Source organism: Paractinoplanes aksuensis (genome assembly GCF_024137025.1).
GTDB lineage: Bacteria > Actinomycetota > Actinomycetes > Mycobacteriales > Micromonosporaceae > Actinoplanes > Actinoplanes aksuensis.
In genome coordinates this window covers 170260-195531 of the sequence record NZ_JAMYJR010000021.1, presented here as the reverse complement: position 1 = coordinate 195531, position 25272 = coordinate 170260, and the positions used below count along the sequence as shown (strand labels likewise).

At 70.2% G+C, this 25272-nt stretch carries 26 protein-coding genes and 2 pseudogenes; 15 read left to right on the top strand and 13 right to left on the bottom strand.

The window, feature by feature from the left end; genetic code table 11:
* Window positions 1-81: 81 nt before the first annotated feature.
* Window positions 82-1836, top strand: coding sequence for an aa3-type cytochrome oxidase subunit I (gene ctaD, locus M1L60_RS20050; RefSeq protein ID WP_253238975.1), 1755 nt, complete (start codon window positions 82-84; stop codon window positions 1834-1836).
* 406 nt (window positions 1837-2242) lie between these two features.
* Here the strand turns inward: ctaD and M1L60_RS20045 are convergent, their stop codons facing one another.
* The 5 genes and pseudogenes from M1L60_RS20045 to M1L60_RS20025 all read right to left on the bottom strand — a co-directional run bounded on the left by M1L60_RS20045 (window position 2243) and on the right by M1L60_RS20025 (window position 7671).
* A complete protein-coding gene (locus tag M1L60_RS20045) occupies window positions 2243-2797 on the bottom strand; it encodes a TetR/AcrR family transcriptional regulator (RefSeq protein WP_253238974.1) in 555 nt (184 codons plus the stop codon).
* 368 nt (window positions 2798-3165) lie between these two features.
* Window positions 3166-3477, bottom strand: a complete 312-nt coding sequence (locus M1L60_RS20040; RefSeq protein ID WP_308208510.1) for a DMT family transporter — start codon at window positions 3475-3477, stop codon at window positions 3166-3168.
* A 944-nt stretch (window positions 3478-4421) separates the two neighbouring features.
* A pseudogene (locus tag M1L60_RS20035) lies at window positions 4422-5633 on the bottom strand (MFS transporter); the annotation flags it as partial.
* 162 nt (window positions 5634-5795) lie between these two features.
* A complete protein-coding gene (locus M1L60_RS20030) occupies window positions 5796-6374 on the bottom strand; it encodes an isochorismatase family protein (RefSeq protein ID WP_253238973.1) in 579 nt (192 codons plus the stop codon).
* Between the two features lie 10 nt (window positions 6375-6384).
* The gene (locus M1L60_RS20025; RefSeq protein WP_253238972.1) at window positions 6385-7671 is read right to left on the bottom strand and encodes a nicotinate phosphoribosyltransferase; all 1287 of its coding nucleotides are present in this window, start codon (window positions 7669-7671) and stop codon (window positions 6385-6387) included.
* 106 nt (window positions 7672-7777) lie between these two features.
* On the opposite strand from M1L60_RS20025, the gene clpS reads away from it, so the two are divergent.
* The 5 genes and pseudogenes from clpS (at window position 7778) to M1L60_RS20000 (ending at window position 10520) form a co-directional block, all read left to right on the top strand.
* A complete protein-coding gene (gene clpS / locus M1L60_RS20020; RefSeq protein WP_202997368.1) occupies window positions 7778-8068 on the top strand; it encodes an ATP-dependent Clp protease adapter ClpS in 291 nt (96 codons plus the stop codon).
* Between the two features lie 19 nt (window positions 8069-8087).
* Entirely contained in the window at window positions 8088-8588 is a 501-nt protein-coding gene (locus M1L60_RS20015; protein ID WP_253238971.1) for a DUF2017 domain-containing protein, read from the top strand.
* 47 nt (window positions 8589-8635) lie between these two features.
* A pseudogene (locus M1L60_RS20010) lies at window positions 8636-9126 on the top strand (M67 family metallopeptidase).
* Window positions 9127-9187: 61 nt separating this feature from the next.
* Window positions 9188-9538, top strand: a complete 351-nt coding sequence (locus M1L60_RS20005; protein WP_253238970.1) for a MoaD/ThiS family protein — start codon at window positions 9188-9190, stop codon at window positions 9536-9538.
* A 16-nt stretch (window positions 9539-9554) separates the two neighbouring features.
* Entirely contained in the window at window positions 9555-10520 is a 966-nt protein-coding gene (locus M1L60_RS20000; protein WP_253238969.1) for a PLP-dependent cysteine synthase family protein, read from the top strand.
* A 5-nt stretch (window positions 10521-10525) separates the two neighbouring features.
* Here M1L60_RS20000 and M1L60_RS19995 read toward each other — a convergent pair whose 3' ends face one another.
* Window positions 10526-10936, bottom strand: a complete 411-nt coding sequence (locus M1L60_RS19995; RefSeq protein ID WP_253238968.1) for a hypothetical protein — start codon at window positions 10934-10936, stop codon at window positions 10526-10528.
* A gap of 261 nt (window positions 10937-11197) precedes the next feature.
* On the opposite strand from M1L60_RS19995, the gene M1L60_RS19990 reads away from it, so the two are divergent.
* The 5 genes from M1L60_RS19990 (at window position 11198) to M1L60_RS19970 (ending at window position 14838) form a co-directional block, all read left to right on the top strand.
* Window positions 11198-11944, top strand: a complete 747-nt coding sequence (locus M1L60_RS19990) for an MBL fold metallo-hydrolase (protein ID WP_253238967.1) — start codon at window positions 11198-11200, stop codon at window positions 11942-11944.
* Window positions 11945-12014: 70 nt separating this feature from the next.
* Window positions 12015-13181 carry a glycosyltransferase gene (locus M1L60_RS19985; RefSeq protein ID WP_253238966.1) on the top strand — a complete coding sequence of 389 codons (1167 nt, stop codon included), beginning with the start codon at window positions 12015-12017 and terminating at the stop codon, window positions 13179-13181.
* 60 nt (window positions 13182-13241) lie between these two features.
* The gene (gene rph, locus M1L60_RS19980) at window positions 13242-13970 is read left to right on the top strand and encodes a ribonuclease PH (RefSeq protein ID WP_253238965.1); all 729 of its coding nucleotides are present in this window, start codon (window positions 13242-13244) and stop codon (window positions 13968-13970) included.
* Complete coding sequence (gene rdgB / locus M1L60_RS19975; protein ID WP_253238964.1) at window positions 13967-14581, top strand: RdgB/HAM1 family non-canonical purine NTP pyrophosphatase; 615 nt, start codon at window positions 13967-13969, stop codon at window positions 14579-14581. The genes rph and rdgB overlap by 4 nt, the downstream gene beginning before the upstream one ends.
* A 77-nt stretch (window positions 14582-14658) precedes the next feature.
* Window positions 14659-14838: a hypothetical protein gene (locus tag M1L60_RS19970; protein WP_253238963.1), complete on the top strand. Its 180-nt coding sequence runs from the start codon at window positions 14659-14661 to the stop codon at window positions 14836-14838.
* Here M1L60_RS19970 and M1L60_RS19965 read toward each other — a convergent pair whose 3' ends face one another.
* The 7 genes from M1L60_RS19965 to M1L60_RS19935 all read right to left on the bottom strand — a co-directional run bounded on the left by M1L60_RS19965 (window position 14839) and on the right by M1L60_RS19935 (window position 23029).
* Window positions 14839-15225, bottom strand: a complete 387-nt coding sequence (locus M1L60_RS19965) for a helix-turn-helix domain-containing protein (RefSeq protein ID WP_369077241.1) — start codon at window positions 15223-15225, stop codon at window positions 14839-14841. It lies immediately after the preceding gene.
* 143 nt (window positions 15226-15368) lie between these two features.
* Window positions 15369-16907: a histidine ammonia-lyase gene (gene hutH / locus M1L60_RS19960; RefSeq protein ID WP_253238961.1), complete on the bottom strand. Its 1539-nt coding sequence runs from the start codon at window positions 16905-16907 to the stop codon at window positions 15369-15371.
* A complete protein-coding gene (gene hutI / locus M1L60_RS19955; protein WP_253238960.1) occupies window positions 16904-18055 on the bottom strand; it encodes an imidazolonepropionase in 1152 nt (383 codons plus the stop codon). The genes hutH and hutI overlap by 4 nt, the downstream gene beginning before the upstream one ends.
* Window positions 18052-19359: a formimidoylglutamate deiminase gene (locus M1L60_RS19950; RefSeq protein WP_253238959.1), complete on the bottom strand. Its 1308-nt coding sequence runs from the start codon at window positions 19357-19359 to the stop codon at window positions 18052-18054. The genes hutI and M1L60_RS19950 overlap by 4 nt, the downstream gene beginning before the upstream one ends.
* Complete coding sequence (locus M1L60_RS19945) at window positions 19356-20531, bottom strand: allantoate amidohydrolase (protein WP_253238958.1); 1176 nt, start codon at window positions 20529-20531, stop codon at window positions 19356-19358. The genes M1L60_RS19950 and M1L60_RS19945 overlap by 4 nt, the downstream gene beginning before the upstream one ends.
* Window positions 20528-22168 (bottom strand): urocanate hydratase, encoded by a 1641-nt coding sequence (hutU, locus tag M1L60_RS19940; RefSeq protein WP_253238957.1) that lies wholly within the window; start codon window positions 22166-22168, stop codon window positions 20528-20530. Before hutU ends, M1L60_RS19945 begins: the two co-directional genes overlap by 4 nt.
* 12 nt (window positions 22169-22180) lie before the next feature.
* Window positions 22181-23029 (bottom strand): MurR/RpiR family transcriptional regulator, encoded by an 849-nt coding sequence (locus M1L60_RS19935; RefSeq protein ID WP_253238956.1) that lies wholly within the window; start codon window positions 23027-23029, stop codon window positions 22181-22183.
* Window positions 23030-23363: 334 nt separating this feature from the next.
* Here M1L60_RS19935 and M1L60_RS19930 point away from each other — a divergent pair, with 334 nt between their 5' ends.
* From M1L60_RS19930 to M1L60_RS19915, 4 genes are read left to right on the top strand one after another with little or no spacing between them, the layout of a single operon-like run.
* Window positions 23364-23684: a hypothetical protein gene (locus M1L60_RS19930; protein WP_253238955.1), complete on the top strand. Its 321-nt coding sequence runs from the start codon at window positions 23364-23366 to the stop codon at window positions 23682-23684.
* A complete protein-coding gene (locus M1L60_RS19925; protein WP_253238954.1) occupies window positions 23681-24013 on the top strand; it encodes a type VII secretion target in 333 nt (110 codons plus the stop codon). The genes M1L60_RS19930 and M1L60_RS19925 overlap by 4 nt, the downstream gene beginning before the upstream one ends.
* A 5-nt stretch (window positions 24014-24018) precedes the next feature.
* The gene (locus tag M1L60_RS19920) at window positions 24019-24738 is read left to right on the top strand and encodes a hypothetical protein (RefSeq protein WP_253238953.1); all 720 of its coding nucleotides are present in this window, start codon (window positions 24019-24021) and stop codon (window positions 24736-24738) included.
* Window positions 24739-25071, top strand: coding sequence for a hypothetical protein (locus tag M1L60_RS19915; RefSeq protein ID WP_253238952.1), 333 nt, complete (start codon window positions 24739-24741; stop codon window positions 25069-25071).
* Window positions 25072-25272 lie beyond the last annotated feature (201 nt).

Below are 25272 nucleotides of genomic sequence, written 5' to 3'. Positions count from 1 at the left end.
GTGGGGGACTATTCTGCCTGCGAGGTACGCCTGCGATCTCTGGCGTACTGAGAGGGACGAACGAGACAACGGAGGCTATTCGTGACGACCGTTGCGCCTAAGCCGATCGTGACCCGGCCATACCCGGTCCGGCGGCAGGTCAAGGGTTCGGCACTTGCCCGGATCCTGCGCACGACGGACGCGAAGCAGATCGGGATCATGTACATGATCACGGCCTTCGTGTTCTACATGCTCGGCGGCCTCATGGCGCTGCTGATGCGCACCGAGCTGGCGCGGCCGGGCATGCAGTTGCTCTCGCCCGAGCAGTACAACCAGCTGTTCACCATGCACGGCACGATCATGCTGCTGTTCTTCGCGACGCCGATCGTGTTCGCGTTCGCGAACTTCGTGGTGCCGATCCAGATCGGCGCGCCCGACGTCGCGTTCCCGCGGCTGAACGCGTTCGCCTACTGGCTCTACCTGTTCGGCGGCACGATCACCATCAGCGGGTTCTTCACCCCGGGCGGCGCGGCTGACTTCGGCTGGTTCGCCTACACCCCGCTGAGCGACGGGCTGCACTCGCCCGGCGTCGGCGGCAACATGTGGGTCGTCGGTCTGGCCCTCTCGGGTCTGGGCACGATCCTCGGTGGCGTCAACCTGATCACCACGGTGCTCACCCTGCGCGCGCCCGGCATGACCATGTTCCGCATGCCGATCATGACGTGGAACATCCTCGTCACCAGCCTTCTGGTGATCATGGTCTTCCCGTTCCTGGCCGCCGCGCTGTTCGCCCTGGCCGCCGACCGCGTGCTCGGCGCCCACGTCTTCGACGTGGACACGGGCGGCCCGATGCTGTGGCAGCACCTCTTCTGGTTCTTCGGCCACCCCGAGGTGTACATCGTGGCGCTGCCGTTCTTCGGCATCATCACCGAGGTCATCCCGGTCTTCAGCCGCAAGCCGGTCTTCGGCTACAAGGGCCTGGTCGCCGCGACGCTGCTGATCGCCGCCCTGTCGATGTCGGTGTGGGCCCACCACATGTTCGTCACCGGCCAGGTGCTGCTGCCGTTCTTCAGCTTCCTGTCGTTCCTGATCGCGGTGCCGACGGGCATGAAGTTCTTCGTGTGGATCGGCACGATGTGGCGCGGCCAGATCAGCTTCGAGACACCGATGCTGTTCGCGATTGGCTTCCTCGTGACGTTCCTCTTCGGTGGTCTGTCCGGCGTGCTGCTGGCCTCCCCGCCGATCGACTTCCACGTGTCCGACTCGTACTTCGTGATCGCCCACTTCCACTACGTGCTGTTCGGCACGATCGTGTTCGCGGTGTTCGCCGGCATCTACTTCTGGTTCCCGAAGATGTTCGGCCGCATGCTCGACGAACGCCTGGGCAAGATTCACTTCTGGCTGACGTTCCTCGGCTTCCACGCCACGTTCCTGGTGCAGCACTGGCTGGGCACGAAGGGCATGCCGCGGCGCTACGTCGACTACCTCGAGTCCGACGGCTTCACTTTCCTCAACACGTTCTCGACGATCGGCAGTTTCGTGCTCGGCCTGTCGACGCTGCCGTTCATCTACAACGTGTGGAAGTCGTACAAGGTCGGCCAGCTCGTCACCGTCGACGACCCGTGGGGCCACGGCAACTCGCTCGAGTGGGCCACGTCCTCCCCGCCGCCGCTGCGCAACTTCGACCGGATGCCCCGCATCCGCTCCGAGCGCCCCGCGTTCGACGCGAAGTTCCCCGAACTGGCCGCCGGCGAACAGTCGATCGCCGGCCCACCCGAGGGCGGCGCCCGCCCCCTGACCAAGGAGTCAGACGGCGGCGCCACATATCCCGAGGACACCGCCACCAACCGCGACTGACGACACCAGCAACGGCCCGCTCTCCCAAGAGCGGGCCGTTGCTGTTTCCTCGCTCGCCACCAGCCCAGAACTGACCACGCTGCCGTAATTCGGCGCAGCACGCCTTCGCCCCGTCCCACCTGGCCGGTCGGCGTGGCTGCGTGTCGGTCCGGCCCCTCGTCCTCGGGCCGCGAGCCCATCGCGATGAGCAGGACCTCACCGCGCCCGCCTGGCCGGCGACGTGGCTGCGGGCTGCACGTGGTTCAGAGTCTTTCGCGTCCGACCGGCCCGGGTCGCCGGCCCGGCCCAAGCTGTCCGCTACCTGGATATCGCCGAGTCGCTCGTGACGAGGCTCGTCCTTGTCGGGGTCGCTCGTATCCGAGCCGCGGTTTCATCCTTCTGCGTCGTCGGGTCGCGCGTGCTTGAGCTACGGCGCTGTGAGGCGGCGGATTGTGCTGGTCAGGGTCTGCGGGTCGACCTCTTGGCCGGTGATCAGGGCCCGCAGGGTCACGCCGTCGAAGAAGGTGACCACGTCGTGGGCGGCGGCGGTGCCGACGTGGGGTTCGAGCAGGTCGCGCATGCCGGTCAGCCAGGCCATCGCCAGCGGCCGCAGGGCGGGGTCACGGCCGGCAGTTACGTAGAGCTCACACTCCATCTGAGCGCGCTGACGGTCGGTTAGGTACTCGACGATCAGCTCGGCCACGGCAGCGGGGATGTCAGCGGCCTCGCGGAGGCGTTCGGCCCACACCTCGAAGTCAGACTGAAGATCGGCCGCCGACAGCCGCAGCCCCGCCGCGATCAGGTCGTCGAGCGTGGGGAAGTAGTAGGTCGTCGCACCAAGCGGCAGGCCGGCGCGCGCCGCCACGGCCCGGTGGGTGGTGCGGCTGATCCCTACTTCCGAGATGACCTCGAGGGCCGCCGCAGCCAGGGCCCGACGCCGCGCCTCGGGATCACGGGCTCGCTGAGGTCGGCGCCGCTCCACCGCGGGAGCCCCGGCCGTTTGCCGCTGCCCCGCGGGAGCTGTGGCACGCCGCCGCTCCACCGCGGGAGTCCTGGCCGGCTGCCGCCCCGCGGCGGGAGCCGTAGCGGGTTGCTGTTCAACTGGGGGAACCGTAGCGGGCTGCTGTTCCACCGGGGGAACCGTAGCGGGCTGCTGTCCCACCGGGGGAGCCTCGGCGGACTGACGCAGCACGGCGGGAACCTTGGTCTGCCGCTGTTCCGCCGTGGGGGCCTCGGCGGGCTGGGCCGAAGTCTCAAAGCCTGGTGTGCCAGGGCCACCGGTCGACCCACGGTCACTACGCCTGCGGCCACTCTTGGTGACTGTGGCCGGGTCCGGCGTTGAGGGGTTGCTCAATGGGCACCGCCCAGGTTCACGGTCACTACTCCGGCGATGATGAGGCTGACGCCGACGACCTTAGCGGTGTTGAGCGGCTCGCCGAGAAAGACCGCGCCGATGGCGACGATCGCGGCGGTGCCGAGCGCGGACCAGAGCGCATAGACCACACCCACCGGCAGGTCTTTCACGCAGACAGCGAGCGCCGCGAACGAGATCACGTAGCCGGTCAGGCAGGCGACCGTCGGCCAGAGCCGCGAGAAGCCCTCGGTCGACTTGAGCAGACTGGTCGCCGCAACCTCCGCCGTGATGGCGATCAGCAGAAACACGTAGGGCACGACGACCTTCTCTCGTTCTTGTACGGCTGTACAAGTACGAACGTACAAGTCGCCGCCCCGCCTGCCAACGGTGATCTGGCCCACCCCGTCTCAGAACCACCCCAGGCCTGCCACCCAGCAGAAACGGCTGCTCTCGCCTTCCAGTCGTAGCGGCCGGGCCGCCATGCCGGAGCGGTCGAGTTGCCCCTGCGGCAGCGGGTCGTGGCTCAAACGGCAGCGGCCAGCCCGTTCCTCCGGCAGAGAATGACCTAGCGCTCCCAGCGCTCCCAGCGCTGCCCGCGCTGCCCGCGCTGCCCGCGCTGCCCGCGCTGCCCGCGCTGCCCGCGCTGCCCGGCGCACCCGGCACGACCGGCGCACCCGGCACGACCGGCACGACCGGCGCGGCCGGGGGAGTGGCCCGCAGACTGCAGTGGCGGTCCGGACCAAGCTAGGGGCCCCTGGCCAGAACCGACGGTCCGCCTCTCAGCGTCAGTGACCGGGTAGCTCTGGCGGAACGGCCCGTCTGGCCCCCCAAGCGGTACCGGCTGGCCTACGCGGGAGTGGCTGGTCAAGCGGGAACGGCCGTGCTCCGGCGCATCGATTCGTCCGGCCTGAGCGCGGCGCTCCGGCGCAACGGTTCGTCCGGTCGGCGGCGGTCAGGGGCGGCGGCTGGTGCGTAGGGGGTCGTCGTGCGGGGTCGGATCGGTGGGGGAGGAATGCGCGTCGGCTGCTGAGCGGTCGGCGGCGACGGCCTCGGCGTGGGTCAGGTCGGCGGTGGCGTAGGCCGCAATGGCTGCGCCGGGGAGAGCCGGCTCGCCGACGGTCGGTTCCTCGGCGATGGGTTCGCCGTTGATGACGCTGCTCGGCCGCTCGAGGGCTGGTTCGCCGTTGCGCTGGCGGACGATGCCGCTCGGCCGGTCGAGGGCCGGTTCGCCGTCGCGGGTGGTGCCCCCCGGAGCGTCGAGGAGCGGTTTGTCGCTGTGGGGCGGGGTGGCCGCTGAGCGGCGGCGGCGCAGCTCGGTCGGGAGGACGATCAGCGCGATCAGGACGCCCGCGCCGCCCACGGCGACGAATCCCCAGGGCGGGGAGTAGTGGTCGGCGGCGAAGCCGGCGATCGGGCCGCCCAGGGCGACGCCGACCGTCAGCGACGAGTTGTGCAGGCCCATGGCCTCGCCGCGGGCGCCGGCCGGGATCATGCGGCTGATCGCGTCGGCTGTGGCCGTGATGAGCGGGGCGCACAGGGCGCCGGCCGGGATCAGCAGCAGGGCGATCAGCCACCAGTGGGCGTGGCCCAGGCCGACCAGCATCGTGGCCACAGCCAGCGGGACGAGCAGGACCACCGGCGGCAGCGGGCGGCGGATCGTGCCGTACGCGAAGCCGCCCAGCAGCGAGTAGAACGCCCACATGGTCATCACCGGGCCGGCCCAGCCCAGCTCGTCGTTGCCGCGCAGGACGGCCACCAGGGCGACGTCGGTGCCGGACAGGACCAGGGTGGCGGCCATCGTGACGGCCAGCAGGGCGACGAATCGCGGGGTGAGCCAATCGCGCCGCGGCACCCGCTCGCCGGCCGAGATGGGGGCCTCGTGCGCGGCCCGCACCGGCGGGTTGAGCAGCCACAGACCGAGTCCGGAGAGCAGGATGCCGGCCGCCAGCATCAGCATCGCCCAGCGCCCGCCGGCCGTGGTGGCGACCAGCACGCCCAGGGCGGGGCCGGCCATGAACGACAGCTCGGTCGAGATCGAGTCGAGTGCGAACGCGGGCAGGCGCTGGGCCTCGGGCGTGATCGCACTGATCGACTGACGGGCCACCGAGAACGCGGGCAGGGCCAGGAACCCGCCGAGCAGGGCCATGACCAGCAGCGCCCAGTACGGCACGGCCTGCGCGGCCGACCAGAAGATCACCTCGGCCACGGTGGTGAGGACCAGGACCGGCCGGAGGCCCCGCCGGTCGATCAGGCGGCCCATCACGGGCGCGCCGACCGAGCCGCCGATGGTGAACGCCGCGCCGATCAGACCGGCCGCGCCGTAGCCCCGGCCGAGGTCGGTGACCACGTGCAGGGTGAGCACGACGGCGCCGGCCGCGATCGGAATGCGCGCCAGCGTCGCCACGGCCAGCAGCGATCTGATGCCGGGCAGGGCGAGGGTGTCGCGGTAAGGCTTGAGAAGCATGTGGTTCCTGACCTCCGGGGCTCATCCTGCCCCGGCGGTACGACAAAAAACCAACTACTTGATCACGCAGAAACTAGGGCGTATCTGGCGGATCACGTGGGAGCGAGGCGTCAGGCGCGGGCTGGGCCACGCCGCAGCCCCGCGTGATCCGCCAGATACGCCCTAGGACGAGACGACCGGCTCGCCCGTGGTCTCGACCGACGCGGCCTGCAGCTGCTCCAGCGCGGCGGCCGTCGTGCCGGCCGCGACACCGGCCGTGAGCTCCAGCAACACGGTCGTGGCGAAGCCCTCGGCCTTCGCGTCGAGCGCGGTGGCCCGTACGCAATGGTCGGTGGCGATGCCCACCACTTCGACTTCCGTCACATCGCGCTCGCGCAGCCACGCGGCCAGGCTCTCGCCGGCCTCGGTCTTGCCCTCGAAACCGGAGTAGGCGGCCTGGTACTCACCCTTGCGGAAGATCGCCTCGACGCGGTCGGTGTCGAGTTCGGGGTGGAAGGCGGCACCGTCCGAGCCGACCACGCAGTGCGGGGGCCAGCTGTCGAGGTAGTCCGGGTGGTCGCTGAAGTGGGCGCCCGGGTCGATGTGCCAGTCCTTGGTGGCGACCACGTGGTCCCACCGGTCGCCGGCCTTGCTCAGCACCAGTGAGATGCCCGCGGCGACGGCGGCGCCCCCGGTGACGGCCAGCGAGCCGCCCTCACAGAAGTCGTTCTGGACGTCGACGATGATCAGCGCTCGTGTCACGGGACAACCCCTAGCTGGTCGGGACGATGGTCACGGGGATGGCCGGGTCGCCGGCCGAGAGCTTGAGACCCTCCCACGGTATCGAGATCAGGCCCTGGCGCAGGTGCTCGCGCGACTCTTGCAGGGTGGGCATCGCCACGACCTCGCCGGCGGCCACGAACGAGCGCTGGAGCAGCCGGTCGTTGGCGGCGTGGTCGGGCACGCCCTGGGACACGATGATCTCTTCGGTGGCCGTGCCGGTGGGCTTGTGACGGCGTACGGCCGTCTTGCGCCCGCCGACGGTGGCCTTGTTCTCGGAGCGCTTGACGACGGGGCGTCCCTCGACCTCGACCAGCTTGTAGACGAGACCGGCGGTGGGCGCGCCCGAGCCGGTGACGACCGCGGTGCCGGCGCCGTACATGTCGACCGGCTCGGCCGCGAGCGACGAGATCGCGTACTCGTCCATGTCACCCGAAACGACGATCTTGGTCTCGGTCGCGCCGAGCGAGTCGAGCAGTTCGCGCGAGTGCTGGGCCAGCACCGACAGGTCGCCCGAGTCGATCCGGACGGCCCGCAGGTCGGGGCCGGCGACCGCGATCGCGTTGCGGATGCCCTGGCCGATGTCGTACGTGTCGACCAGCAGGGTGGTGTTCTTGCCGAGCGCGGCCACCTGCGACGCGAACGCGGCCGGCTCGTCGTCGTGCAGCAGCGTGAACGCGTGGGCCGAGGTGCCGGTGGTCGGTATGCCGTAGCGCGCGCCCGCGGCCAGGTTGGAGGTCGAGGCGAACCCGGCCAGATAGGCGGCCCGGGCGGCGGCGATGGCCGAATCCTCGTGCGTACGCCGGGAGCCCATCTCGATGATCGGCCGTCCGCGCGCCGCGGTGACCATGCGGGCCGCGGCCGAGGCGATCGCCGAGTCGTGGTTGAGCACCGAGAGGATCAGCGTCTCGAGCAGCACACACTCGGCGAAGGTGCCGCTCACGGTCAGGATCGGCGAGCCCGGGAAGAAGAGCTCGCCCTCGGCGTACCCGTCGATGTCGCCGGTGAAGCGGTAGCCGGCCAGCCAGCGGGCGGTGGTCTCGTCGACGATGCCGGCCCCGCGCAGGAAGTCGATCTCGGCCGCGCCGAACCGGAACTCGCGGATCAGCTCGACCAGCCGGCCCGGCCCGGCCACCACGCCGTAGCGCCGGCCGCCGGGCAGGCGCCGGGCGAAGACCTCGAACACGCACTGCCGGTCGGCCGTGCCGTCCTGCAGGGCGGCGCTGATCATCGTCAGCTCGTACTGATCGGTCATCAGCGCGGGGGCGTAGGTGTTCACGGAACCCACCCTATTGCGCCCGGCGGCCCCTTACGAACCGCGTCCTGACCTGCGGTTCGGTGTTCCGGTTCACCGGTGCGGCAAAACCGGTGGCAACATGGTGGGCATGGCGCTGCCACAGGTCGCTCCCCTCGAGAGCCCCGAAATCGAAGAGGCACCCGCGGACGATCGGCCGTGGGTGACGATCGTCTGGGACGATCCGGTCAACCTGATGTCGTACGTGACCTGGGTGTTTCAGAAGATCTTCGGCTTCTCCAAGGAGAAGGCGGAGGCGCTGATGCTCGACGTGCACAACAAAGGCAGGGCGGTGGTCAGCTCCGGCGCGCGCGAGCGCATGGAGATGGACGCCAACCAACTGCACGGATACGGTCTCTGGGCGACGGTGGACCGGGACTGAACACCGCGGGAGAGGGCAGATGTTCCGACGCAACGGCAGCACGTGCGTGGCCACGTTCGCGGTCGACGAGGTGCGCGTGCTGCGCAAGGTCGCCGGTGAGGTGGTCGGCCTGCTGACCGACGGCATGGATCACACCGATCCGGTCGTCAGCCGGCTCTTCCCCGACATCTATCCGGACCGTCCGGACGACTCCGAGGAGTTCCGCCTCTACACCGAGGGCGAGCTCAAGACGGGCAAGATCGACCAGGCCGGGGCGATCCTGGCCGCGCTGCCCGACGAGGGCGAGGGTGAGGTGCGCCTCGACGGTGAGGCGGCCGAGGCCTGGCTGCGGGCGATCAACGACGCCCGGCTGGCGATGGGCACCCGGCTCGACATCGGGGCCGACACCGACCTGGGGGCCGAGCTCGACGACGCCGTGCTGCACGACCCCGGTTCCAGCCGGGTCTTCCAGCTCAGCGTGTACGCGTACCTGGGCTATCTGCAGGAGTCGCTGCTCAACGCCCTGCCGGAGATCGAGTGAGCGTCGCCACGCCGGGCTCGCCCAATTCTCACGGTAATGTGAACGACGTGCTGACCATCGACAGCGCGATCGTCGACGCGATCGTCGCCCACGCCCGCCGGGATCACCCCGACGAGGCCTGTGGCGTGGTCGCCGGTCCGATCGGCAGCGACCTGCCGACCCGGCTCATCCCGATGGACAACGCCGCCCGGTCGATGACGTTCTACGAGTTCGACTCCATGGAACAGCTGCGCGTCTGGCGCGAGATGGACGACAACGACGAAGAGCCCGTGGTCATCTACCACTCGCACACGGCCACCGAGGCCTACCCCTCGCGCACCGACATCTCGTTCGCCGGCGAGCCCGGCGCTCACTACGTGCTGGTTTCCACCCGCGAGAGCGACTCGGAAGAGATTCGATCGTTCCGCATAGTGGACGGCGTGGTGACCGAGGAAGAGATCAACATCGTGGATGCGACGGTAGACGCGTGATGGCTAGCGCTGTGCAGTCGTACATGTTCGGGCAGAGCCCGGTGTCGGTCGTTTACGAGTGTCGCTGAAGGCGACTCCGCAGACGTCCCCTGCCCTCAGTTCGACCTTCCTTTTGGAGCATTCACAGCCATGGCTATCGAAGTTCGCGTTCCGACCATCCTGCGCAGCTACACCGGCGGCGCCAAGATCGTCGAGGGCGCCGGCGACACGCTGACCGCGCTGATCGACGATCTGGACGCCAAGCACAACGGCCTCAAGGGCCGGCTGATCACGCCCGAGGGCGGCCTGCACCGCTTCGTCAACATCTACGTCAATGACGAGGACGTCCGCTTCCTGGGCGCGCTCGACGCCAAGCTCAGCGACGGTGACTCGATCACCATCCTGCCGGCCGTGGCCGGTGGCGCCCTGGGCTTCGCGGCGGCCGCCGCGCTCCTCGGCTCCCGCTACCCGTCCAACCACCCCGCCGCCGCCCCTAACTAGACTGAAGGCTGTACTTATGGCTCGCTACGAGAGCCTGCTTGACGCCTTGGGGGGCACGCCGCTCGTCGGTCTGCCCCGCCTCTCGCCGTCGGTGCCCGAAGGGGCGCCGGCGGTGCGGCTCTGGGCCAAGCTGGAGGATCGCAACCCCACCGGCAGCATCAAGGACAGGGCCGCGCTCTACATGGTGCGCGAGGCCGAGGAATCGGGCCACCTGCGCCCGGGCGACACCATCCTCGAGCCGACCAGCGGCAACACCGGTATCGCGCTGGCCATGGTGGCCAAGCTCCGCGGCTACCGCCTCGTCTGCGTGATGCCCGAGAACGTGTCGGCCGAACGGATCCAGCTGCTTCGTATGTACGGGGCCGAGATCCTGTTCTCGCCGGCGGCCGGCGGCTCCAACCAGGCCGTCGCCACCGCCAAGCAGGTCGCCGCCGAGCATCCGGACTGGAAGATGCTGTACCAGTACGGCAACCCGGCCAACGCCCGCGCGCACTTCGAGACCACCGGCCCCGAGCTGCTGCAGGACCTGCCGACGATCACCCACTTCGTGGCCGGGCTGGGCACGACCGGCACGCTGATGGGCACCGGCCGCTTCCTCAAGGACAAGGTCGACGGCATCCAGATCATCGCGGCCGAGCCGCGGTACGGCGAGCTCGTGTACGGCCTGCGCAACATCGACGAGGGCTACGTGCCCGAGCTGTACGACGCCAGCGTGCTCGACCGCCGCTTCTCGGTCGGCACCCGCGACGCCGTGCTCCGCACCCGTCAGCTGGTCGAGGTCGAGGGCATCTTCGCCGGTTTCTCGAGCGGGGCCATCCTGCACGCCGCGCTGGCCGTGGCCCACGAGGCGGTCAAGGCGGGCCGCCGGGCCGACGTCGCCTTCGTGATCGCCGACGGCGGCTGGAAATACCTCTCGACCGGTGCTTACGGCGGCACGCTCAACGACGCCGAAGAGGCGTTGGAAGGTCAGCTCTGGGCATAAGCGGCTCAGTAAAGGACCGCAATCAGAATGTCGACCGTCAGTGGCCCGGCTGCGCAAGCGAGCAGCAGCCATGGCAGGAACGCGCGGTGGATCGACAGGAACGCGCCGACCGTGAGAGCAATGCTCAGCAATCCGAATAGGGCGAGCGTCGGCACGTACCAGAACGGCGCTCCGCCCAGTAGCGTGACAAATGCGAGCGCTCCCACGCCGACCAGGCCGAAGCCCAGAAGCGCGGCCGCCACGGCCAGCGTGAGCAGGCGGGTCGGGCCGGGTGCGGGGTCATCGGGGGCAGGAAAACGGAAAAGCGTCTCTTCGTCGTCCAGGCCCGCGCGCGCCGGTGTACTCTCCCACCCACCGAACGGCATGATCTCCGCCGCTTCGGTATGCGTGGTGCGGTCTTTCTGGACCGTGGTCACGCTGCCTCCGTCTGTTGCGTCCTGTCGAAGTCTCACTTTGTGCAACGCAAACGACTCACCGGACGTAACGGGAATTGCGTTAATGGTCGAGGCCACGGGCGGTGTGATGTACGTTGTCGATTTAGCGACAAATCGATCAGACGTTTACATGGCGCGCAGGTCCCGGCGTACGCTTCGCTCCGTGATTGACTGGTCTGAAGAGTTCAGTACGGACCGGTCGGGCGGGGCCTGTTCGACCCAGCGTGAGCCAGAGGGACCCGCATGCGACTGACCGTTCTCGGCTGTGCCGGCAGTTTTCCCGGCCCCGAGTCGGCTTGTTCCGCCTACCTCGTCGAGGCCGAGGGATTCCGGCTGCTCGTCGACTTCGGCTCGGGTTCGCTGTCCGCGTTGCAGCGCTACTCCGACATGAATGCGATCGACGCGATCATCCTGACCCACCTGCATTGCGATCACATGCTGGACGCCTGCACCTACATCGTGGTCCGGCGCTACGATCCGTCCGGCCCGCTGCCGCCGGTGCCGGTCTACGCCCCGCTCGGCGCGGCCGAGCGCATCTCCTCGGCGTACAGCCAGGAGAACGAGTCGGTCGACGATGTCTACACGTTCTACGGTCTGCAGCCGGGGACGTTCCCGATCGGTCCCTTCACGATCACCGTCGACCGGGTCAACCATCCGATCGAGACGTACGGGGTCCGGATCGAACACGGTGGGCGAGTGCTCGCGTACTCCTCGGACACGGCGCCGTGCGAGCCGTTGCTGCGACTCGCCGCGGGCGCGGATTTGTTTTTGTGTGAGGCGAGTTACCTCGACGGCGCCGACAACCCGCCTGGCCTGCACCTCACCGGCGGTGAGGCGGGGGAGGCGGCCACCAAGGCGGCCGTCGGCAAGCTGCTGCTGACCCATCTCGTGCCCGCGTGGGTCTCGGAGGCATCTATTGTGGATGCCGCCGTGGCCGCATTTGCCGGACCGGTTGAGGTCGTGCGCCCAGGTGCCCGTTACGATCTCTGAGCCCTGGGCCGGGCGGGGGTGCGGTCCGAGCACGGGAGCACCCTGCGAAACATGATCTTGGAGTTGTTGCATGCGCATCGTTCGCCTGGCCAACTTCGTGACAACTCATTCGGGTGGCCTGCGGACGGCGCTTCGTAACCTGGGCGAGGGCTATCAGCGCGCCGGGCACGAAGCGGTGCTGATCGTTCCCGGGCGCGAGCGCTCCGACAAAATGACCTCCCAGGGCCGCGTGATCACGCTGCCCAGCGCCCCGCTGCCGCGCACCGGGGGCTACCGCGTGATGACCGGTCGGCGCGAGCTCGTCCAGCTGCTCGACGAGCTCGAGCCCGACCGCCTCGAGGTCTCCGACCGCACCAGCCTGCGCTGGACGGGCGGCTGGGCCCGGCAGCGCGGCGTCGGCTCGATGATGGTCTCGCACGAGAGCCTGGCCGGGCTGCTGGGCGTCTGGGGCGTGCCCAAGCGCGACGCCCTGGCCGACAAGTTCAACCTGCGTACGGCCGAGTTCTTCGACCAGATCATCTGCACCACCTCGTTCGCGGCGGCCGAGTTCCGCCGCCTGGGCGTGCCCAACCTGACCGAGGTGCCGCTCGGCGTCGACCTCGACGGGTTCCACCCGGCCCGGCGCGACGAGAGCATCCGCGAGCGCTACGCCCGCCCCGGCGAGCTGCTGATCGCCTTCGCCAGCCGGCTCTCCGGCCAGAAACGCCCTGAGCTCGCCGTGGACACGATCGCCGCGCTGCGCAACGACAAGGTGCCCGCCGTGCTCGCCGTGGCCGGAGACGGCGTTCGGCGGGCCGCGCTGGCCTACCGTGCGGCGCGTCTGCCCGTCCGCTTCACCGGCCACATGGCCGACCGCACGGCGGTGGCCGGCCTGCTCGCCAGCGCCGACGTGGTGCTGGCGCCGGGCCCGGTCGAGACGTTCGGCATGACCGCCCTCGAGGCGCTGGCCTGCGGCACCCCGGTCGTGGTCAACGAGACCAGCGCCCTGCCCGAGGTCGTGGGCGACGCCGGCGTCGCGGTGCCCGGCACGGCCGAGGCCTTCGCCGAGGGCGTCCGCGGCCTGATGGAACGGCCCGAGCTCGAGCGCCGGGCCGCGGCCCGGGCCCGGGCCGAGCAGTTCGGCTGGCCGCAGGCGGTCGACGGCTTCCTGCGGGCGCACGGCGCGCTGCCCCAGGTGGCTCTGGCCGGCCGGCCGCGACCCCCGGCGGTGCTGCGCCCGGCCGTCCCGAGACCGTAGTTGTCCACAGGCGGCGGGGCGGGCGCAGCGGCCCGGCCCGCGTCCTAATAAGGTTTGGGCATGGCACGCCCCGACGGCCGCGAGGCCGACCAACTGCGCCCGGTGACCCTCACGCGGAACTGGAGCATCCACCCCGAGGGGTCGGTGCTCGTCGAGTTCGGCCACACGCGGGTGCTGTGCACCGCGAGCGTCACCGAGGGCGTGCCGCGCTGGCGCAAGGGCTCCGGGCTGGGCTGGGTCACGGCTGAGTATTCGATGCTGCCCCGCGCCACCAACACCCGCGGCGACCGCGAGAGCATCAAGGGCAAGGTCGGCGGCCGTACGCATGAGATCTCCCGCCTGATCGGCCGCAGCCTGCGCGCGTGCATCGACCTCAAGGCGCTGGGCGAGAACTCGATCGTTCTCGACTGTGACGTGCTGCAGGCCGACGGCGGCACCCGCACGGCCGCGATCACCGGCGCCTACGTGGCCCTGCACGACGCGGTGGGCTGGCTGGCCGAGCGCAAGTCCCTGGCCGGCAAGGTCGACAAGGTCATGCACCGCTCGATCCAGGCCGTCAGCGTCGGCATCATCGAGGGCGAGCCCCGCCTCGACCTGATGTACCTCGAGGACGTCGCGGCCGAGGTCGACATGAACGTGGTCTGCACCGGCGACGGTGACTTCGTCGAGGTCCAGGGCACGGGGGAGGACGGCGTCTTCCGCCGCGACCAGCTCGACGCCCTGCTCGACCTGGCCGTCGGCGGCTGTGCCGACCTGGCCGCGGCCCAGCAGAAGGCGCTGGCGGCATGAGCGCCCGGCTGCTGCTGGCCACGGCCAACCAGAAGAAGCTGGTCGAGCTCCAGCGCATCCTCGACTCGTCGCTCGGGGCCAACCGCATCACGCTGGTCGGCCTGGGTGACTTCGAGGGCTACCCCGACGTGCCCGAGACGGGCCTCACCTTCGGCGAGAACGCGCTGATCAAGGCACGCGAGGGGGCCAAGCGCACCGGCCTGGCCACGGTGGCCGACGACTCGGGTCTCGCCGTCGACGCGCTCAGCGGCATGCCCGGCGTGTTCAGCGCCCGCTGGTCCGGCCGCCACGGCGACGACCAGGCCAACCTCGACCTGGTGCTGGCCCAGATCTCCGACGTGACCGACGAGCAGCGCGGCGGCGCCTTCGTCTGCGCGGCGGCGCTGGTGCTGCCCAACGGCCGCGAGCACCTGGTCGAGGGCCGCCAGACCGGGCGCATCCTGCGGGCCGGGCGCGGCGAGGGTGGCTTCGGCTACGACCCGATCTTCCTGGGCGACGGCCAGACCCGCACCAACGCCGAGCTGTCACCGGCCGAGAAAGACGTGATCAGCCACCGGGGCAAGGCCTTCCGCGAGCTTTCCAAGGTCATCGCGCGCGAGGTGACGAACTAGGCCGGGCCCGCGTTCTCAGGAAGCTGTCAACAACCTGGGACATGCTGGGGAGCGCCTGCCGAAATCGACTGGGGGAAATGTCCATGCAGCTCCGGTTCGCCGCTCTCGTCGCGGCTTCAGCGCTCGTCGGCCTCTCCGTGCTCTTCGCGAGCGAGCCCGTGAGCTCGACCAGCCAGGTCGCGGCGGCCAAGACCTTCGTCGTGATCGAGCCCGAGGTCGACGACTGCCCGTGGAAGACCACCGACCCCGCCGCCTGATCACGCCCCGTCCCACCCAGGGTGGGCGCCCGGGGTGTGCCCGAAGGTCCGGCGGAAGGCGTCGATGAAGGCGCTCGCCGACGACCAGCCGCACCGGTGGGCCACGGTGGTGACCGGGGTCCGGTCGGCCAGCAGGATCAGCGCGTGGTGCAGCCGCAGCTGGGTCGGCTCGGCGGCGGCGCCGGTGTAGGCGACGATCAGTTCCCGCAGCAGCGGGGCCACCGACAACACGGTCGGGGTGTCCAGCCCGAGCGGGTTGCTGGCGGCGGGCAGGCCGAACAGATGAAGTTCGAGTTCGCCGTACGCGCGGTGGGCGTGCACCGTTCCGGCCGGCACCCAGATGGCCCGGTTGCCCGGCGCGACCCAGGAGCCCGCGCTCGTGGTCACCGACAGCACCCCGCGAGCCGCGTAGACGATCTGGTGGTCGTCGTGGCGGTGCGCGTCGATCTCGCCCCCGGCCGCACCGCGCTGGCCCCGCTGATCCTCATGCCCGCCCTGAGCGCCCTGATGTTCCGTACCTTGCGCGATCCCTAACGGAGCGGGCCGATCGCGTCCTCGATCTCGGCCCGCAGGGCCCGGCCCGCGACGACTGAGCGCGCCTCTTCCAGCGCGGGCGCCAGGAACAGGTCGGGCCCGGGGCGGCCGGCCGACGGCTCCAGAGCGGCGATGGCGGCCCGGCCCGCCGCGGACGGCACCAGGGGCTCGCGCAGTTGCAGACCCCGTACGGCCGAGATCAGCTCGACCGCCAGCAGGCTGGTCAGGTTGTCCAGGACGGTGCGCAGCTTTTTGGTCGCGGCCCAGCCCATCGAGACGTGGTCCTCCTGCATGCCGCTCGTCGGCAGCGAGTCGACCGAGGCCGGCGAGGCCAGGCGGCGGTTCTCGGCGACGATGCCGGCCGCCGTGTACTGGGCGATCATCAGGCCCGAGTTGACGCCCGCGTCCGGCGACAGGAACGGCGGCAGCTGGCGGTTGCGGGTCACGTCGAGCAGGCGGTCGACGCGGCGCTCGGCGATCGCGCCCACCTCGGCGGCGGCGATGGCCAGGAAGTCGGCGGCGAAGCCGAGCGGGGCGCCGTGGAAGTTGCCGGTCGACTCGACCCGGCCGTCGGGCAGCACCACCGGGTTGTCGACGACCGACACCAGCTCGCGGGCGGCCACCGTGCGCACGAAGTCGAGCGTGTCGCGGGCGGCCCCGGCCACCTGCGGGGCGCAGCGCATCGAGTACGCGTCCTGCACCGCGTGGGCCAGGTCGTCGCGGTGCGAGTCCATGATGGTCGAACCCTGCAGCAGCTTGAGGATGTTGGCGGCCGACGCCGACTGACCCGGGTGCGGCCGGATCTCGTGCAGCTCGGGGAGGAACGGCCGCTCCGAGCCGAGCATGGCCTCGATGGCCAGGGCCGCGGTGACGTCGGCCATCGCGAACAGGTGCTCGGCGTCGTCGATGGCCAGCAGCAGCATGCCGAGCATGCCGTCGGTGCCGTTGATCAGGGCCAGACCCTCCTTGGCGGCCAGCTCGAGCGGCTCGAGGCCGGCGCGGTGCAGGGCCTCGGCGGCAGCGATCCGGGCGCCGTCCTTGCCGATCACCCAGCCCTCACCGAGCAGCACGATCGCGCAGTGGGCGAGCGGGGCCAGGTCGCCCGAGGCGCCGAGCGAGCCGTGCTCGGGCACCCACGGCGTGATGTCGTGATTGAGCAGGTCGGCCAGGCCCTGCGCGAGCCGCGGGCGCACGCCGGAGCGGCCCAGCGCGAGCGAGCGCAGGCGCAGCAGCATCATCGCGCGGACGACCTCGCGGGGCATGGGCGCGCCGATGCCCGCGGCGTGCGAGCGGATCAGCGCGTGCTGCAGCTCGGCGCGGCGTTCGGGGGCGATGGACGTGTTGGCCAGGGCGCCGAAGCCGGTCGACACCCCGTAAACGGGACGGCCGGAGGCCTCGATCCGGTCGACGATCTCACGGCTCGTGGCCATGGCCGTGACGGTCTCGGTGGCGATCTCGACGCGGGCGTCACCGCGGGCTACTGCGAGCACATCGGCCGGGGTGACGCCGGTGGGCTGAACGATTATCTGAGTCATGAGAGCACTCCGTTGTGCAGAACTTTGCTGACCAGGGGTACGCCGGGCCGGTAGGCCAGGTGCAGGTAGGACGGCGCGTCGAGCACCGTCAGGTCGGCGCGGGCGCCGACGCGCAGATGTCCGATGTCGTCGCGGCGCAACGCGCGGGCGCCGCCGACCGTCGCCGCGTGCACGGCCTCGGCCGGGGTCATCCGCATGTCACGGACGGCGAGCGCGATACAGAACGGCATCGACGATGTGTACGAGGAGCCGGGGTTGCAGTCGGTAGCCAGCGCGACCGTGACACCGGCCTCGATCAGCCGCCGCGCATCCGGGTAGGGCGACCGGGTCGAGAACTCGGCCCCCGGCAGCAGCGTCGCGACCGTCTCGGAATCGGCCAGCGCGTCGACGTCGGCGCTGCTCAGGTGCGTGCAGTGGTCGGCGCTGGCCGCGCCCAGCTCGACCGCCAGCCGCACGCCGGGCCCCTCGACCAACTGGTTGGCGTGCACCCGCAGACCCAGGCCCAGCTGCTTACCGGCGGTGAGGATCGCGCGCGTCTGCTCCTCGTCGAACGCTCCGCGATCGCAGAAGACATCAACCCATTTCGCGTACGGGGCACAGGCCGCCAGCATCTCGCCGCGCACCAGATCCACGTACTCACCGGGGTCGGTCCCGGCCGGCACCACGTGCGCGCCCAGGAACGTCGTCTCGCCGCTGAGCTCCCGGGCCAGGCGCAACGACCGCGCCTCGTCGGCCACGGTCAGCCCGTACCCGCTCTTGATCTCGATCGTGGTCGTGCCCTGGCGCCGCGCCTCGGCCACCAGCCGACCGGCGTTGCGCAGCAACTCGTCGTCGCCGGCGGCCCGGGTCGCGGCGACCGTGGTGCGGATGCCGCCGCCGGTGTACGGCTTGCCGGCCATCCGCGCCCCGAACTCGGCGGCCCGGTCACCCGCGAACACCAGGTGGGCATGACTGTCCACAAAGCCCGGCAGCACGGCCTGCCCCCGAGCGTCGATCCGCTGGTCAGCCGCCGGGGCCTGCGCCTTCGGCCCGACCCAGGCGATCCGGTCGCCCTCGATGGCCACGGCCATGTCCGTCCGCACACCGAGCAGGCCGTCGCCCTCGTCGTTGGTGACGAGTTCGCCGACGTTGTCGACCAGGATGCTCACGGCCGCCGTCCTTCCGTGGTGAGCGGTCCGATCGCCTCGGCCAGCGCGCGGGGCACGTCGATAGTGGTGTGCCGGCCGTCGGCCACGATCGTGCGGCCGTCGGCGATCACGTGGGTGACGTCGGCCGCGGTGGCGGCCAGGACGATCTGGGCGGGGTCGGAGCCGGCGGTACGAACACTGCCGAGGCTCACGCAGACGAAATCAGCTCGGTGGCCCACGGCGATCTCGCCGGCGTCGGGCCAGCCGATCGCGTCGTGGTTGGCCGCGGCGGCGATCAGCTCGGCGGGGGTGAACCGGCCGCGCTGTTCGGTGGCGAGCCGGTCGTTCATCTCCAGCCCGCGCAACTCCTCGAACTGGTCGATCACGGCGTGGCTGTCACTGCCGAGGCTCAACCGGACTCCCGCGTCAGCGAGCCGGCGGGCTGGGCCGATGCCGTCCGCCAGGTCGCGTTCGGTGGTGGGGCAGAAGCACACGTGGTGACCGCCCAGAATGTCGATGTCGCGGTCGGTGAGATGCGTCGCGTGTACGGCCACGGTGTCGTCGCGCCAGACACCGTGACGCTCGAGTAATTCGGCCGGGGTGCATCCGTACGTGGCCAGGGTTTGCTCGTTCTCCGCGCGTTGCTCGGACAAGTGGACGTGAACCGGCAGTCCCGCCGTCCGGTCCGCGAAAGTCGCCATCGCCGAGGCCGGCACGGCCCGCACCGAATGCAGCGCGGCGCCGATCTTGGCGTGCGGTTCGGAGCGCAGGCCGGAGAACCGGTCGGACCAGCCGTCGATATCGCCGTCGCCGAAGCGGCGCTGAACACCTTCGAGCGGCTTACCGTCCACTGTGGCCGTCAGGTAGAGCGTGTCCAGCAGGGTGATCCGGATGCCGGCGTCGGCCGCTGCTTCCAGCAGTGCGTTGCCCATCGCGTTCGGGTCGTTGTAGGGCACGCCGTCCGGCCCGTGGTGCAGATAGTGGAACTCGCCGACCGCGGTGATCCCCGACAGCGCCATCTCGGCGAAAACGGCTCGGGCCAATGCGCGATAGCTGTCCGGATCGAGCCGCCCGGCCACGTCGTACATGAGGTCGCGCCATGTCCAGAAACTGCCGCCGCCCGCATGGGTACGCCCGCGAAGCGCGCGGTGGAAAGCGTGCGAGTGCGCGTTGGCGAAGCCGGGCAGCACCAGGCCGGGCAGGGTGGTGCCCGACCGCTCGGCGCCCGGCGTCACCGACGTGATCACCCCGTCCGTCACCTCGATGCGGACGTCGGCCTCGACCGCCGCGCCCGTCCAGGCGTACGCGGCGAAATAGGTCGTCATGTGAGGTCGCCCAGCACCCGCGCGAGCGCGCCGATGCCGGCCACGCAGTCCTCCTCCTCGGCATGCTCGGCCGGCGAGTGCGAGACGCCCGTCGGGTTGCGCACGAACAGCATGGCCGTCGGCACGTGGGCCGACAGCACCCCCGCGTCGTGCCCGGCCCCCGTGGGCAGGATCGGGACGTCGCCCAGCAGCGACGAGAGCCGTGCGGCGAGCGACTTCTCGAACGTCACCTCGGCGCTGAACGACTCCGACGTCACCGTGACCTCGGTGCCGTCCCGCCCGGCGCGGTCGTGGGCCCGCTTGACCACGGCGTCGACCACCCCGTCGAGCGTGCCCGTCTCGGCCGCCCGCGCGTCCAGCCAGGCCCGCACCAGCGACGGGATCGCGTTGGTGGCGTTCGGTTCCACCTCGACCCGGGCCATCGTGGCGTGCGCCCCGGCCAGCCGGGCCTCCTTGTTGGCCGCCAGCACCGTGTACGCGAAGGTCAGCATCGGGTCGCGCCGGTCCGTCATGCTCGTCGTGCCCGCGTGGTCGCCGATGCCGGTGAAGTCGAACCGCCAGCGCCCGTGGGGCCAGATCGCGCTGGCCACCCCGACCGGGACGTCGAGCGCGCGCCCCTGCTCGATGTGCAGCTCGACCAGCGCGTTGATCCGGCCGGTGAGCCCGGGCAGGCGCCCGGCCGGCGTACCCCCGAGGGCCTCGCCGAACGTGATGCCCTCGCGGTCGGTCAGCGCCGCCGCCTGTTCGGGCTCGATCGCCCCGCTCAGCAGCCGCGACCCCAGGCAGGGCACGCCGAACCGGCCACCCTCCTCCTCGACGAAGGCGACCACGGCGATCGGCCGGCGCGGCACCCGGCCCTGGCGGCGCATCTCGTCGATGGCCAGGAACGCGCTGACGATGCCGAGCGGGCCGTCGAAGCCGCCGCCGTGCGGCACCGAGTCGAAGTGCGAGCCGGTGAGCACCGCGTCGTGGCCCCACTGGTCGCCCCACCAGGCGAACAGGTTGCCGTTGCCGTCGTCGGTGACCGGCATGTCGCGGCGGGCGGCCTGGTTACGGAACCAGTCGCGCAGCACGAGTTCGGGTTCCTCCAGCGCATACCGCAGGTAGCCGCCGTTACGGGCCCGGCCGATCGGCGCGATCCCGTTCCAGAGCTCGGCGAAAGTCGCTGTCACTGGGCATCCCGCCGCATCGGCAGGTGCACGCCCGCCGCGGCCTCGGACTCGTAGCCGGCGTCGACGTGCCGCATGACGCCCGTACCCGGGTCGTTGGTCAGCACCCGCTCGATCTTCTGCCCGGCCAGCGGCGTGCCGTCGGCCACGCAGACCTGCCCGGCGTGGATGGACCGGCCGATGCCGACCCCGCCGCCGTGGTGGATCGAGACCCAGCTGGCCCCGCTGGCTGTGTTGAGCAGCGCGTTGAGCAGCGGCCAGTCGGCGATGGCGTCGGAGCCGTCGAGCATCGACTCGGTCTCGCGGTAGGGCGAGGCGACCGAGCCCGAGTCGAGGTGGTCGCGGCCGATCACGATCGGGGCCTTGAGCTCGCCCGACGCGACCATGTCGTTGAACCGTACGCCGGCCTTGTCGCGCTCGCCGTAGCCGAGCCAGCAGATGCGGGCGGGCAGACCCTGGAACGCGACCCGCTCCTCGGCCATCTTCATCCAGCGGGCCAGCGACTCGTTCTCGGGGAATAGATCGAGCACGGCCTTGTCGGTGGCGGCGATGTCGGCCGGGTCGCCGCTGAGCGCGGCCCAGCGGAACGGACCCTTGCCTTCGGCGAAGAGCGGCCGGATGTACGCCGGGACGAAGCCGGGGAACTCGAAGGCGCGCTCGAACCCGGCCAGCTTGGCCTCGCCGCGGATCGAGTTGCCGTAGTCGAACACCTCGGCCCCGGCGTCCATGAACCCGACCATCGCGGCGACCTGCTTGGCCATGCTGCCGCGGGCGCGGTCGGTGAACTCGTCGGGCTTGGCGCGGGCGTACTCCGCCGCGTCCTCGAGATCGATACCGACCGGCAGGTACGACAGCGGGTCGTGGGCGCTGGTCTGGTCGGTCACGATGTCGACCTCGACCCCGCGGGTCAGGATCTCGCCGAACACCAGCGCCGCGTTGCCGACGACGCCGATGGAGACGGCTCTCTTCTCGGCCTTCGCGGCGAGAGCGCGCGCGAGGGCGTCGTCCAGATCGTCGGCGATCTCGTCCAGGTAGCGGGTGTCGACCCGGCGCTGCAGGCGGGTGCGGTCGACGTCGACGATCAGGCAGACGCCACCGTTCATGGTCACGGCCAGCGGCTGCGCGCCGCCCATGCCGCCGCAGCCGCCGGTCAGGGTCAGCGTGCCGGCCAGCGTGCCGTTGAACCGCTTGGCGGCGACGGCGGCGAACGTCTCGTACGTGCCCTGCAGGATGCCCTGGGTGCCGATGTAGATCCACGACCCGGCGGTCATCTGCCCGTACATGGTCAGGCCCTGGTGCTCGAGCCGGCGGAACTCGGGCCAGGTGGCCCAGTCCCCGACCAGGTTCGAGTTGGCGATCAGCACCCGAGGGGCCCATTCGTGCGTACGGAACACGCCCACCGGACGACCCGACTGCACCAGCAGCGTCTCGTCACCGGCCAGCTCGTCCAGCTCGCGGACGATCGCGTGGTACGACGGCCAGTCGCGCGCCGCCCGCCCCGTGCCGCCGTAGACCACCAGGTCTTCCGGGCGCTCGGCCACGTCCGGGTCGAGGTTGTTCATCAGCATCCGCTTGGCGGCCTCCTGCGGCCAGCCCTTAGCGGTGTACGCCGCGCCGCGTGGCGCCCGGATCTCCGACATCGTCGCCCTTCCTCACGCTTGAAAGATCTGCCGGCGGGTGGCCGTCGCCTCGAACTGCTCCAGCCGCTGCTGCACCGGTTCGGGGTCGGCGTCGCACATCGCCTGAAGCACCACCATCGCCATCGCCATCGGCCCCGTGTGCAGGTCGAACACCAGCCGCGTGCCGACCGCGGCGGGCAGCACGACATCGGCGTGCTCGGCCACCGGGGACACGGCCGAGTCGGTGATCGCCACCACCGCGTACCCCATGCTCTTGGCCTCGCGCACCGCCTCCAGCGACTCCCGCGGATAGCGCGGCAGCACCAGCGCCAGCATCGCACCGGCGCCGGCCGCGCGGGCCTGATCGAGCCGGTCGAGCAGCGACGTGCCCCCCGAATCGAGCACCCGCACGTCCGGATGCACCTTGCTGGCGAAATACCCGAAATACCCCACGAGCGGCGCCGCCGACCGCAACCCCAGCACCGGCAGCGGCCGGCTCGCCACCAGGAGTTCAGCCCCCCGGCGTACGTCGTCGAGCCGTTCCAGCTGCTGGCAGAGCTTGGCCAGGTGGTCCGCCTCGGCGGCGATCGCCCCCTGCATGGCGTTGTGCTCCCGGCCCGGGTCACCGTCGGACCCGTCGGTCAGTTCCCGCAGCACGCGCCGCAGCGCCGGATACCCCTCGTAACCGAGCGCGATGGCGAACCGCGTGACCGACGGCTGACTGACCCCGGCCAGGTCGGCCACCTCGGCCGCGGAGAGGTAGGCCACCTTGGTCGCATGCTCCACGAGACAGTGCGCGATCCGCCGCTGCGTGGGCGTCAACCGAGCCCCGGCAAACAGGTCGAGCACCCGCTCACCCGCCCTGACCCCTCCGTCATTCACACCCGCAGCTTATGCATAAAATCTTTCACAGCGCTAGAGGTTCGCGCGCGTTCGGCGAGAACCAGGCGCAAGGTGTCGTAGCCGGAGAGTTTCTTGAAGTAGTCGACGGTGTCCCGACGTAGCTCGGTGATGCGCTGCCCACCTGTGCTGCTCAGAGGATCAGCTCATCGGGGCCCAGCTTGTCGAGAATGAAGGCGCTGTGGGTGATTACCAGGACCTGCGTGCCGGCGCATTTCTCGTCGATCTTGTGAATCGCCAGGGTGCCCAAGGTCAACACACCGATGGATCCATGTTGATACCTTCGTGCTGTCTCACCAACCTTGGAGGACTCCCGATGTCGGTTACCCCTGCGACGGAGATGCGCCGCTGGGTCGGCAAGTTCGTGCTCTTCCTGGCTTTCGTCTGGGTTGTTGTGCTGATCGCGGGAATCGCTGGTGCATTCCAGGGAGCAGAGTTCCCGCTCCTTAATGTCCTGGTCGCGCTCATCCCTGGGTGTGCGTTCGTGCCGGCCTCCTATTTCTCGCTCCAGCTGCATCGCACGGACGACAAGGCAGTCCTCGACCGGATCTGGCCGAAGGCCCTGGTCTACGGCATCGCGGGAATGGTGCTACTGATCGGCGGCGCCTACGGCCTCTACGAGATGGGAAGAGCGTGAGCTTTCACGTCGAGCCGGCCGACCTGCGCGCATACGCGGCCAAGTTGGGCAACACTCATGGCGATGTCGCTGACGCGAAGGCGTATGTGCAGGCGAATGGGAACTTCAGCTTTCACGAGGCTGGGGTCATCGGCCTGTTGTTCGGTGGGCACAGGGACTTCATGGCTGAGCTGCAGGGCATGCTCGACCACCTGATGCAGATCACCGAGACATCTCAACGAGCCCTGGTCAAGATCGCCGACGAGTACGAGGACACCGACGGGGCTTCTGCAGCCCGCGTCGACGCGTCCTATCCAGCCGTCCCGCGTCCTCAGATCACCCGGGACTGATCGGCATGAGCGACGCGACCCGCTTCCTGGTAGCGCCGAGTGAGCCCGATGAAACCGTCACAAACGGGTTCGTCAACCCGGTCGACATTTTCAACTACCTGAGCCCTTCGGCGTGGATCAACGACATCATCGAGAAGACGACCGGTGTCGACATCTTTGGCCTGGCCACTGACACATTCACTGGTGAGTGGGGTGCGCTTTACCGGTTCGGCGATGCCATGGGCAACCTCGCCCAGGCTCTCCAGCAGGTCGGGATCGACATCCAAACCGGCGCCATCGATGCTGACCGTACGTGGGACGGTAACGCCAGCGACGCCGCGTACAGGTACTTCAGTGAGCTCGCCGCCGCGACAAGCGGCCAACAGGCCGCCCTGTACGACGCGGCCAAGGGGTATCACGAGGCTGCCAAAGGCGCGTGGCAGCTGTCGAACCAGCTCGGCAACCTGCTGCAGGCCATCGTTGACAAGGCCATCATCATCGGCATCTCCGCCGCAGCCGGCACCGTCACGGCGGAGACCGGGATCGGTGCCGTCGCGGGATATGGCGTCGCTGCCTGGCAGGCGGTCGAGCTCGTGAAGCTGGTCAATCAGGCGTCCACCATCATCAACACTGCCGGAACCGTGATCATGGCAGCATTCGGCGGCGGCATGACCGTTGCCGGCCGCGGCGGCGACCTGTCCGCCGTGCCCCTGCCTCAAGCCGGCTACGCGCTTCCGGGAGCCTGAGTGAGCGACGAGCATCTCGACCGTCAACTTGCGGAGATGACGGACGACCCGCGGCTGGCAAAGGCCATCGAGGACAGCCTTCGGAAGCTGAAAGACGGTGCCGGCGGGCCTGCCTTGGCCGAGATGGCCGACGAGATCCTCAGCGGGCGCAGCAACCTTCGTGGTCTGGCCCAGACCTCGGTGTACGCCACCGAACTGACGGGTGCCGTCGAGCGGTTCCGAGACTGGGAAGCCGAAACACCCCTACAGGAGCGCGAGCACGTCGCCGGTGAAACGCTCGCAGCTCTCGGAACCGAAAGCGACCGTCCGAACGACGATGGGGAAACGCACTAGCGGAACAGCTCAGGCTCAGGGCCGACACCAGCGAAGCCGCCAGACTCCTCGGTTGCGCGAGATTCTTTCAGCGCGGCGAGTCAAGCGCGCGAACTCATCGAACGAATGGTCGCGCGGTCGGTTTCATGCGAGGCAGCCGGGGCGGTATCCGGCCGTTCCCCCATATGTTTGTCGAGCATAAGCCGAAGCCGAAGCCGAAGC